The sequence below is a fragment of the Kordiimonas laminariae genome (assembly GCF_023008165.1).
Lineage (GTDB): Bacteria > Pseudomonadota > Alphaproteobacteria > Sphingomonadales > Kordiimonadaceae > Kordiimonas > Kordiimonas laminariae.
The window spans coordinates 1-11,448 of record NZ_JAKQZA010000014.1 but is presented as its reverse complement, the minus strand read 5'-3'; the positions used below and the strand labels follow the sequence as shown (position 1 = coordinate 11,448).

The 11,448-nt window shown below is 45.7% G+C and carries 8 protein-coding genes; 3 read left to right on the top strand and 5 right to left on the bottom strand.

All coding sequences use genetic code 11. The features are described 5' to 3' along the window. Positions 1-419: 419 nt before the first annotated feature. From MF542_RS17380 to MF542_RS17365, 4 genes are all read right to left on the bottom strand, one after another. Positions 420-3,554, bottom strand: a complete 3,135-nt coding sequence (locus tag MF542_RS17380; protein WP_247021837.1) for an efflux RND transporter permease subunit — start codon at positions 3,552-3,554, stop codon at positions 420-422. Between the two features lie 11 nt (positions 3,555-3,565). Next, positions 3,566-4,786 (bottom strand): efflux RND transporter periplasmic adaptor subunit, encoded by a 1,221-nt coding sequence (locus MF542_RS17375; protein ID WP_247021835.1) that lies wholly within the window; start codon positions 4,784-4,786, stop codon positions 3,566-3,568. Positions 4,787-4,807: 21 nt separating this feature from the next. After that, a complete protein-coding gene (locus tag MF542_RS17370; RefSeq protein WP_247021833.1) occupies positions 4,808-6,022 on the bottom strand; it encodes a TolC family protein in 1,215 nt (404 codons plus the stop codon). A 705-nt stretch (positions 6,023-6,727) separates the two neighbouring features. Next, positions 6,728-7,381, bottom strand: coding sequence for a cation efflux transmembrane domain-containing protein (locus MF542_RS17365; RefSeq protein WP_247021831.1), 654 nt, complete (start codon positions 7,379-7,381; stop codon positions 6,728-6,730). A 92-nt stretch (positions 7,382-7,473) separates the two neighbouring features. Here MF542_RS17365 and MF542_RS17360 point away from each other — a divergent pair, with 92 nt between their 5' ends. From MF542_RS17360 to MF542_RS17350, 3 genes are all read left to right on the top strand, one after another. After that, a complete protein-coding gene (locus MF542_RS17360; protein ID WP_281501765.1) occupies positions 7,474-7,881 on the top strand; it encodes a MerR family transcriptional regulator in 408 nt (135 codons plus the stop codon). Between the two features lie 77 nt (positions 7,882-7,958). Continuing rightward, the gene (locus tag MF542_RS17355) at positions 7,959-8,588 is read left to right on the top strand and encodes a helix-turn-helix domain-containing protein (protein WP_247021827.1); all 630 of its coding nucleotides are present in this window, start codon (positions 7,959-7,961) and stop codon (positions 8,586-8,588) included. A gap of 79 nt (positions 8,589-8,667) precedes the next feature. Then, entirely contained in the window at positions 8,668-10,002 is a 1,335-nt protein-coding gene (locus MF542_RS17350; RefSeq protein ID WP_247021824.1) for a DUF3703 domain-containing protein, read from the top strand. Between the two features lie 440 nt (positions 10,003-10,442). Here MF542_RS17350 and MF542_RS17345 read toward each other — a convergent pair. After that, positions 10,443-11,448, bottom strand: a 1,006-nt coding sequence (locus tag MF542_RS17345) for a sensor histidine kinase (protein WP_247021822.1), incomplete at its 5' end; no start/stop codon positions are given.

Genomic DNA, 11,448 nt, shown 5'->3' with positions numbered 1-11,448 from the left:
TCAGCAGAGACCATTTTGTAGTATTCCACTGTAAGCGTGTATTCAGTATCGAGAGCTGTTTGTTCAAGATAGGTGGCTGCATTTGATACCAATGCTTCGTTGGGAAGGTCGCCTTTTTCTGGAACACCATTTTTACCTAAACGGTATCGAAGCCCGGTGGTTTGTGCATAAGTGTTCAATTCTTTCAGTAATAGGGCGTTCTAGCTATTTTATGTGTTCTAATCACATTGGTAGGCTTCAACTATATTTCAGTTCAGGTAATCATCTCTGGATATAATTAGGTTTGTAGATGAGCGTTTTGTTTTACGTGTTGGTTTAAGGCTCAATGATTATCTTACCTATATGATCATATAGGTAAGATATTTCACTATTTATTGTTTGTAGTCTGGACCTGACTGATCAGCTAAGTTCAGACGTGCCTATTCTTTGGGCCAAATGTGTTTTGAAAACATTGGGTAAAGGCACGGCAGTACTATCAGTGTTAGCGCAGTTGCACTAAACAGGCCCCCAACGATTACCGTTGCTAGCGGTCGTTGGATCTCTGCACCTACTCCATCAGAAAGCAACATAGGAATAAGGCCCAGTGCGGAAGTAAGTGCCGTCATCAAAACTGGACGTAGGCGAGATACAGTTCCCCTGAACACTGCTTCGCTCATGGCAATACCATCTTTTGCCAAACCATTAATACTTTCAACAAGTACTACACCATTCAGTACTGCAACACCGAAGAGAGTAATAAAACCGACTGAGCTGGGTACTGAAAGGTATTGGCCGGAAAGGAGAAGTGCAAAAATACCGCCAACAAGTGCAAGTGGAACGTTCACCAAGATTAATAGTGCCTGCCCGATCGAACCGAAGGCAAAGTACAATAGTAAAGCAATTAGTAAAACGGAAACAGGAACTACTAGAGCTAAGCGTCCTTGCGCTCGTTGTTGGCTTTCAAACTGTCCGCCAATTGTCACGCTATAGCCTGTCGGTAATTCTATCTGGTCACTGATTGCTGTGTTTATGTCTGCTACAACTGAGCCCATGTCACGACCTTCAACATTGGACTGAATTACGATCCGCCGTTGTACATCATCACGCCTAACCTGTGCGGGACCATCTTTAATTTCGATATCCGCGATATCAGCAAGGCGTAGTATTGCCCCTGTGGGAGCGACAAGACGTAGATCCCCTATGGTTCTTTCATTGTTTCGGAAAGCTTCGTCAATGCGAACGTAAATATCATAACGTTCGTTACCATTGATAACTTGACCTACAGCTGTACCGCCAAGGCCCTTTTCCACCAAACTCATAACATCGTTCACAGAGAGCCCATATCTGGACAACTGTTCTCTGTTTGGAGCAACAACTAATTGAGCCTCTCCACTCACTTGTTCTAGTGCGACACCTCGGGTACCCGAAACCGCTTTTACAACGCGTTCAATTTCACGCCCTTTCGAGACTAGAATATCTAAGTCGGGGCCGAATAATTTGATTGCAAGTTGAGCTCTAACACCAGAAAGCAGTTCATCTACTCGTGTTGCAATAGGTTGGGAGAAATTGAATAAAAGCCCTGGGTGTACTGACAGTTGGTCTTGCATTTTTCTTTGCAGCTCGTAGCGATTTGACGCTGTCTCCCAATCCGAAACAGGTTTTAAACCAACGTAAATCTCTACGTTACTGACGGGCTCCGGGTCACCACCAATTTCAGCTCGCCCAACTCGACTTAGAGTGTAGGTAACCTCAGGAAAGTTCTCGATGAGAATTTTTTCCAATTTGGGTGTTAATATTAGAGCTGTTTCTAGGCTGGAAGACGGCGCTAAAGTTACTCGAATATTAATAGTACCTTCCTCCAGTTCGGGGACGAACTCTGTTCCAATAAAGGGTGTACTTGCTATTGCTCCAAGAAATAGTGCTGCTGCACTTGCAATGACAGCAGAACGTTTAGCTAGTACCCATTGAAGTAGCTTTTGGTAGCCTTGTTCAATTGGTCGGAGCACGGGACTTTCCTTAACATGGACTCCTCGCTGAAACATGAAAGTGGCAAGTGCTGGGACTATCAGAAGTGCAACAATTACCGCAGCGAAAACTGCGACCATAATACTGATAGCCATGGGTTGAAACAATTTGCCTTCAACACCCTCAAACGTAAACATGGGCGTGAAGACTACCAATATTATCAGGGCTGCAAAAAATACAGGTCTTGCGACTTCGCGGCCAGCTTCTTGGATGCGGAGCTCATGGCCTCCTTTGCTGTCGCTTTCGCCTTGTGTGAGGTGCTTGAAAATATTCTCGACCATAACCACCGAACCATCAACAAGCATACCTATGGCGACAGCCAATCCTCCAAGAGACATTAAATTTGCGGAGAGTTCCATCATTGACATCACAATAAGGGCCAAACCAATCGAAAGCGGAATCGATAGTAAAACCAAAACAGTGGCACGCAAATTCATTAAAAATAGAGCTAGAATGACAATGATGAACACAAACGCCAACAGAAGCGCGTTGACGACTGTATCCACGGCTTTGGTAATCAAATCGGCTTGGTCATAAAGAGATTCGATTGTCACACCGGAAGGCAATGCTCCTTGGATTATGGGGAGACGTTCTTGAATACCATCAATAGTTGCTTTTGTGTTGGCGCCCAACCGTTTGAGTACGATGCCTGTCACCACTTCACCGAGCTGTTGCACGTCGCCATTCTCATCGCGTTCAGTTAGCGAGACTGCTCCTTGACGAATTTCGCCGCCAAAACCAACTTGTGCAACGTCTCCGATTTTGATAACCACACCGTCTATCGTTTTGATAGGCATATCAGCAATATTACGGAGGCCCGCCTCACCAGCGGCTAACCAGCCCGTGCCTCTGATTACCAGTTGTTCTTGACCCCTGTCCATATACCAACCACCTGCGATGCGATTGTTTGCTTCAATGGTGCTTTCAATATCCTCAATCGACAGATTGAAAGCCAATAGTTTATTAGGATCGAGGTTGACCTGATACTGCCGAACTTCACCACCAAAGGACAATACCTCTGTCACACCGTCAATTGGCATCAAAAGAAGCTGGACAACCCAGTCATTCAGACTTCTAAGTTCAGTTATATCAACGCCGCTATCAGGGTCTGCTTTTAGAAGATATTGATATACTTGGCCAAGACCCGAAGTGTTGGGGCCTATATCTGGTACTCCAACGCCCTCTGGTATAAGTTCTCGTGCCGCTTGAAGTCTTTCTCCAATTAGCTGTCGTGCAAAATAAATATCTGTCCCTTCTTCAAAAACTACTGTCACTATTGAGAGACCTGTCTTTGATATTGAACGCACTTCTGCTACATTTGGTAACGCGTACATAACGGATTCGATGGGGAAAGTAATTAACTGTTCCACCTCTACGGCGGCCAGTCCTGGTGCTTCAGTATTGACTGATACTTGGACATTTGTCACATCAGGAAATGCATCCAAATTTAGGCGCGGAATCATAAATATTGCCGCTATCAGGAATGCGCCAAGGCCGAGAACAATTAATAACCTGTTGCGCACAGAGAGATCTATAAGATTATTTAACATCGAGATTCCCCTTAGTGGCCATGAATGTCGAAGCCGGCTTTAGCCTGCTCAGATGCTAGAAAAAACGCACCAGTAAGTGCTATGCGGCTACCGACATCAATGCCTTCAATCACTGTTAAGTTCGAAGTTTTGCGTACAATGGCCACCTCCTGTGCTTTGAAATGGCCGGGGTTTTCTTCGACAAAAACCTGCCAGTCACCATCAGGTGAGCGCATTAAGGCAGTTTCAGGAACAGCGAGGACTGCTCCACCACTGCTAAGGTTGAAGGTTACATTTACGAAATGCCCAGGATGTAGTTTTTCGTCGGGATTATCAACCATCAGGCGGATAACTCTGGTACGTGTCTCATGATCAACTATATGTGCTTGTTGGATAACTTGAGCAGTAAACTCGCCACTATCGCTTTCAATTAGGGCACTTTCCCCTGCCGAGATGGCTTCGCCAAGACTGGCAGGAATCTTTGCTTCTACCCAAAGCCGTCGTTCGTTGGTCAATTCAGCGAGTTCTGTACCTGTTTCTACCCATGCACCTTGTACGAAGGAGTCCTTTAACACAATGCCTTCAGTGGGAGCAGTTAAGGTATATTCTCCCATGCTAGCTATAAATCCGGTAGTTTCGATTTTGTTTAAAGACGAAGTGCTCATTCCTAGAATGCTCAGCTTAGCCTTTGTAGCCAAGTAGGATTGCTCGGCTTGAATAAATCTTGGGTTGCCTGTAACAGGCTTACCAAGGGCTTGAACTCTTAACCATTCATCTCGAGCAACCAGAAAGTTCGACTGAGCAATGGCCATTTCTTCACTGTATAGAGTTGCAATTGGGTCGTTTTCTTTGACTCTGGAACCAAGTGCTATGTGTCGCGCTTTAACAAGTGACGGCGTACGTATGCTGACCTTCCAGTTGCTGTAAGCGTTACTAAGCACTTCACCAGGGGCAGAAAGCTGATCTGGAACATCTTGCAGCCACAATGTACCAACTGAAATGTTAGCTGCGGCCATTTGGTCCCGAGAAAGTTTGATCAGGTTTTCTTCCTCATCACCATGGTCATCTTCATCTTCATGATTATTGTTATCTGGTTTAGATTGTTCAACAGGACTGTAGCTAATGTCCGCACTATCATAATTGTCTTGAGGCGCTTCAAACGCATTAACAGGAGATGATACAACTGAATTGACAGCTAACAACGAGATACCAAGCATTAGCACCATAATTGGAGAATTTACGTTCATAGTCATAATAGGTTATTCCTTGATCTTTTAGTGACGGCTAAGCCAGTCTTTTACCTGACCGGAAGTTCGGAGCCAGGTAATGAGGCTAAGGCGCTGAAGGGCTTGAAGCTTGATTCCAGCAGCTATGCTCTCCCGCCAACGGTCGAGAGCTAGTAGGAACTCAGCGGTACTCATATCTCCTAACGACCAGCGATTTTTAAGGATTTCGAGGCCATCTGTTGGAGCTGATCCTGTAAATTTGTTATACAAATCGAGTTGATTAGTGCTTTCTCTCCAAGCCAATAAAGTGCCTTCTAGTTCTGCCCGCATAGCTTGTTCTATTTGACGATAGTTTAATTCTGCCGCTAGAGATCTCTTATTTGCGGCTTGTTCTGAGGCTTTAAAGGATTTGCTAATATTGAGAGGTAGCGATACATTGACCCCAACAAGAGCAGCTCCTTGTTCTCGGCCAGCAACGACGCCGACTGTTGGGTCAGCTTTCCTATTTTTTCTGGCAATCCCAGTTGATGCTTTGGCAACTTGAAGTCGCTCATAAGCCTCACGTACTTTGGGTACCTCTAATACAAGGCTGTCCGTATCGATTGCTCCACTATCGCGCCAAATTTCGCGGTCTGGTAACCGAGTGAACTTTGCAAAGTCACTACCAAGTAATGCTTTTAAACGAGCCTCTGTTTCAATAGAATTGGTGCGATTTTCTGCTATTGCTGGATATGCAGATGATAATGCGAGCGTCACTAGCACCCCGTCTGCCTTGCCAAGGTCACCATTTTCTAGCCGCTTTTTTGTTAAATCAGATAATGTTCGTAAACTGGACGCATGTTTTTCCGCAAGAACCAATTGTTGCTTTGCGGCATCGTATTCAGAAAGCCCTATTAAAACGTCAGCGAGATAGCTCTCTAGAGCAACTTCATGGGAATATTCTGCTAGACGAGCTTGAGCGGCGCCAAATTTACGCCGCACCTGGCGTTTACCAGATAGATCAAGTGTTTGACTAATACCTATCTGAAAATTTGTAGTTTCATCGTTCGCCACACCAAGCGATACCGTTGGGTTGTATAGAACAGCACTTTGTACTGTACGGTCATAGTAAGCTGCAGAAAGACGCTCGTTAAATGACTGCACTTGAGGTAATTCGCGCGTGAAACTAAGTAAGTTTTGTCCCCAATCTTTATTACTTGCATCTTGAGCATACGTAGGTAGGGACACGCTCACAAGTGCGAGCGCAATGTATATCGGTTTCATTTAGAAACTCCATAATCTAGCTAAGCTGCAGTCGCACATGGCGCTACAACAACGTATATTTAAGTTAGATTAAGAGTTAGCTTCGAGGGGGGCGAACAATCCCAAACAATGGCGATTTGTATAGATTGCCAAGGGTCAATGGAAGTTTTTTAGTTTCCCGGATGTTTCGATGAACTTTGACGGTGTTTGTAGATGTTTTGTAGTGACCAACATGACAGTGAACGCAATGCAATACTTGCTCTCCATCTGCATCATGTTCGGAATGATTGTCATTAACTTGGGTGACGTGGGTAGCATCATATTCCATGGAATATTGGAAATTGGCAGAGTCAATAGCTTGCACAGTGCTTAGTGCAAATATTGATAAGAATAACAATGTTCCAATTACTTTAAACACATTAATACCTTCTACCTCATGAGAGGCGTACTACTTTTATTGGATGGTGTCAATTTGTACTAAAAAGAGCGCTTTCATTTAAAAAGCAAAGTTCTCTAAGGGTGCAGCGGCTGTTCTATCAGGGGTATGATGTTCCCTTTGCCCCAAAAGATGTTCTTCACGTCGTCTCGGCGGCTGGAAGCCCTGTGTGCGAGCCCAATCATTGTCAGTTAGACCAAAATGATTAACAGACTTTAGTTTCGCCACACGATCCTTATTCGCGCGGTTTGTGCTAATGAATGCCGATGGCCTGCCCCTCGTCAGCGGAACTACGCAACGCCACCATTACTGTTCACCTTGCGCTGTTTTTCTTCAATGAGTTCTCGCCAAGACTGTTGAACAATTCTCGTGGCCGAATGAATAAACAGGCTCCCCATAATTCCAGCCACCACAAGGTCTGGCCAAGCTGCGTCAGTCGCAGCAATTCCAGATGCCGCAACGATAACAGTTAAATTACCAATCGCATCGTTACGACTACAGAGCCAAACTGAGCGTACATTGCTGTCACCGTCTTTATACTTCAGCAATAGTAGGGCGCTAATCACATTGGCTGCGAAAGCTGCGACACCAATCGTGCCCATGATTAATGCCTCAGGCACACCTTCAATAAACACACGGTAGAGAGTGCTCCCTAGAACCCAGGCGGCAATAGCAAAAAGGGATAGGCTCTTAAACAAACTTGCTTTTGCACGAACGGCCAGCGGCATACCGATTACGATAAGTGAGATAGTATAAGTTGCGCTGTCACCCAGAAAGTCGAGAGAGTCAGCAAGTAGTGACATAGACCCGGAAGCAAGGCCACCAAAGAACTCCACGAAGAACATACCAAAGTTAATGGCAATAATAACTATCAGCACCCGCTTGTAAGCGAGTGATGAACCATCAAAATTTTGATCGGAACCGCATCCACAACTACCAGACATTTTTACCTCGAATCACTGTTAATTTCGTTGAACAAGTCCTACATGCTATAGTAGCTGTAGGAGCAAGGAGAAAGTTTGTGGCACGCGATTTTATGATAGGCGAATTGGCGAAACGTGCTGACACGAAGGTGCAAACGATCCGCTATTATGAAGATATTGGTGTGATGCCAAAAGCGACCCGTGCAGCGAATAACAGGCGCCTTTATGATGAAACTCATCTTGAGCGCCTGACCTTCGTGCGTCACAGTCGCGAGCTAGGATTTTCCCTTGATGATATCAGGAACTTGCTTGAGTTATCCGACCAACCTGACCGCCCGTGCGAAGAGGTAAACGCCATTGCGAGAGCTCATCTAGATAGCGTCGAAAGCAAAATTGCTTCGCTCCAGGTTCTACAGGACGAACTCAGGCGTATGATCAACCACTGTTCGGGGGGCGATGTATCTGATTGTCGGATCATTGAGGTTCTGGCCAATCATAACCTTTGCCAAAGCCACAAATAGCCCCGATGAGCTGGCGAGGAGAATTTTATTTTGGTGACTTTTGGGCTGCCTTTCGGGGCGGAACCCAGGACAATTCGTTGCATGCGCACGCGGCTATTCAAATTTGCTTATCGGCATATGACACCGCTGTACTGGAAAACCCTGACGGCGAAAAAGTGGAAGGCCACACGCTGGTAATCAAGCCAGGCATTGAGCATAGGCTTTTCCCAAACTCAAAAATCATGTTGGTCTTTGTCGAACCCCATTCCGCTTTTGGCCAATATTTGTTACGTGAGTTGGACGGAGACATCGGCAAGCTGCCTAGCGAAATAGCGGACTCTATTGATATGAATGGGCCTCTCGAAGCCGCGTTAGATGATGTGTTTGCTTTGCTGGGCATCCTGCGCACAGCAGTAGATCCAAGGTTGGTACAAGCGCTTTGGCATTTGAAAAAGAGTGCAGCAGATCGGTATTTCTCAGAGGCCGCAGCGAGTGTCGGGCTTTCTGCCCCAAGATTACGGGCACTCGCCAAAGAGCAACTGGGGGTGCCGCTAACCAAACTCCTTGCCTGGCATCAGCTAAATCGGGCAGCGAAAGAACTCGCGGGCGGTGCATCATTAGCTGACGCTGCTTATGCCGCAGGATACGCTGACCAGGCTCACTTTACTCGTAGTATGCGCAGCCTTGTTGGAGTGACACCCAAGGAAGCCAGGCGACCACTCATTTAAGGCAATCGTTTCGTTCAATACTGGCCTACATGCGTTGCATAGAATGCGCTCAAACGAAATCACTGCATGAGGGCATTTGATGAAACAGGAACTTAAAACCGCTTTTCGCGAAGAGATGGCAACGGCCCGTACCTGCTATGAAGCAGGCGAGCTTGATCAAGCATTTCACCATTTCGAACGCGCGCATATCATTGGCCAGCAGTCTCTTGCCAGACACATGATCAGCCATTGGTGGATGTTCAAAATTGGTATCCGCAAAAGCGACGCTAGAGAAATATTCGGACAAACAACCCGTATGGTAGCGGTTATACCATGCTATGTTTTCGGGTGGGTCCCTAAAGGCAATACGGGCGGTGCCAACGTATCACCAATCAAACCGATGGCCATCCCGGAAGACTTGGCTCCAATGCTCGCCGATTACAGTGTTGCCAAAGATGTATGGAAGCGGGTTTTCCTATTCATTGCTCTCATGCTTATTGCAGTGCTTGGAACAGACCTTCTCCGCGCAATTGATAGCCGTGGCTTGGAGCACGCATGGCAGCAGCAGACAAATACGAAGGTAGAGAGTTTTGGTTCAACACGATCGCTTACTGTAACCCCGCTGATTAACTGGCATGCCGCTTCTGAGGAACTAAAAACAGAGCCTAGGGTTTCTTACCTGATTGAAACAGATACTCAGACCATTTTGTTTGATCTCGGTTTGAATCGGCTTGAAGAAAACCCTTCCCCTCTTGAGTGGAACATGAACAAGCTTGGTGTTTCGCTGAGCGACATTGACACTATTTTCTTAAGCCATGCGCATCTGGATCATACGGGAGGCAGCAAATGGGCTGACGCCGGAACATTCTCACTTGGCACCAATCAGGTTGACCTGTCTGACAAAAGAATATTTGCGCCCACGGCGCTGTCCTATCCCGGAGTGAAGGTAGAAACGATCTCTGCGCCAACCGTTCTGATGACTGGCGTAGCAACGACAGGTCCAATTGCCCGTCGCCTTTTTGTCGGGCGGATCGACGAACAAGCCCTTGTTATCAACTTGGAAGGCAAAGGCCTTGTGGTGGTGGTTGGTTGCGGGCATCAGACTGTGCCAAAGCTGATGGAGCGGCTACAAAAGTCATTTGACGTACCCGTGTATGCCATTGTTGGAGATCTTCACTATCCGGTTCCAGAAGGTCGTCTCAACATGTTCGGCATAGACGTACAGCGACGACTTGCCTCGGGCCACGGCATTTTTTCGCCAATCACAAAAGACGTTGTTGTGAATGAGGTAACCGCTCTTGAACAACAACTAGGGGCCATTATGATCGGCGGCCACGATACTAGTGACGAGATTATTAGTCTTTTGGCTCAGAAATTCGGTAATAGGTTGCATAAGGCTGAAGTAGGCAAGTCGGTTGCCTTAGAGGCAAAATAACTCGTCAGAAATACACCTCTATCGAATGTCATCACGAAGTCAAAAAAACAAGCTGACCATATTCTTGGCTCATGAATGGCCGCAGTACCTATTGCGCTATGCGATTGTCCCGCCATGAATAGTCGAGTGATGTACCCAGTGACTCCCATGTGAACCGCCCCACCTTCATGCTTTGGTGCAACAACATTTCTAGTTAGTTTGGTGCATTTCTCGATGTTGTTGAAAAACGAATATGATCTAGTGGCTAGGTTATTAGTAGTTGGTATTGGCATGGAGGGTAACCTGTTCAATTATGAATAGGTTCATAATATGTTAAAAATAAATGATTTTATGTTAGTGTTATGTGAAGTTAAGAGTGATTTCTCCTATATAAAACACTCCTATCCAGATTATTTTCCAATTCATTTTTTGATATGAAATACAATATGCTGGGTAAAATTTCAGTTTAACTTAGGCAGCACCAACCGAGCTTCAAAACCTTTTGCGTGGTTTTCTAATTCCAGTTTCCCTTGATGTGCAATTGCAATTGCTTTCGTCAGAGATAGCCCAAGCCCGAACCCTTCTGTTGAACGCGCATCATCCAGTCGAATAAAGCGGTCGGAGGCTTTGTTGAGCATATTTTCAGTTATGCCGGGACCATTATCGTGAACAGTTAACCAAAGAGTGGTTCTCGAGGCACGGACCGATATCTGAATAGCACCACCGTTTGGTGAGAATTTAATTGCGTTTTCGATAAGATTTGCAAGCGCTTGGAATATCAAATCTCTATCTAATTGAGCCTGAGCTATCTCTGCGTAACCAGAGATTTTTTGTTGTTTTTGCTCTGCAAGCGGGCCGTACAAGTCAATAACATCATCAAGGAGGTTGGAAAGGTTTGTGTCTTTCAGGGTTATTTTTGCAGTGCCTGCTTCCAGATGGCTGATACGGAGGAGGGCATCAAAAGCAGTGATAATCTGATCAACCTGTCCGATTGCAGATTTTCGAATATCATTTTCCGCGGGTAGTTGGTCCAACTGGACTTTAAGCCGAGTGAGAGGTGTGCGTAAATCATGAGCAATGTTGTTGGACATATGGCGCATATCCTCAACATGCGCCTGAATTTTTGAAAGCATAAGATTGAGATTACGTGTGAGCCTGTCGAATTCAGATTTGCCATTTGATTGAGGGATACGCTCTGCCAAATCCTGACGCGCTATAATGCTGCTTGCGGTTTGGTTTATGGTTTTCATTTTCCAGTGGATGCGCCATGCAATCAGGCTTGTCATTCCAAACCCTATTAAGACAATGATTGCACCCCACAATCTAATGCGGTCTGATAGCGCATAGAGGTTTTGTCGTACCATTACAGGGTTTTCTACTGAGATGAGTGTGGGTTCAGCAGAGACCATTTTGTAGTATTCCACTGTAAGCGTGTATTCAGTATCGAGAGCTGTTTGTTCAAGATAG

Excerpts from the sequence above, each read along its gene's own strand:
- MF542_RS17350 (WP_247021824.1), top strand. The coding sequence starts at position 8,668 with ATGAAACAGGAACTTAAAACCGCTTTTCGCGAAGAGATGGCAACGGCC.
- MF542_RS17380 (WP_247021837.1), bottom strand. The coding sequence starts at position 3,554 with ATGTTAAATAATCTTATAGATCTCTCTGTGCGCAACAGGTTATTAATT.
- MF542_RS17375 (WP_247021835.1), bottom strand. The coding sequence starts at position 4,786 with ATGACTATGAACGTAAATTCTCCAATTATGGTGCTAATGCTTGGTATC.
- MF542_RS17370 (WP_247021833.1), bottom strand. The coding sequence starts at position 6,022 with ATGAAACCGATATACATTGCGCTCGCACTTGTGAGCGTGTCCCTACCT.
- MF542_RS17365 (WP_247021831.1), bottom strand. The coding sequence starts at position 7,381 with ATGTCTGGTAGTTGTGGATGCGGTTCCGATCAAAATTTTGATGGTTCA.
- MF542_RS17360 (WP_281501765.1), top strand. The coding sequence starts at position 7,474 with ATGATAGGCGAATTGGCGAAACGTGCTGACACGAAGGTGCAAACGATC.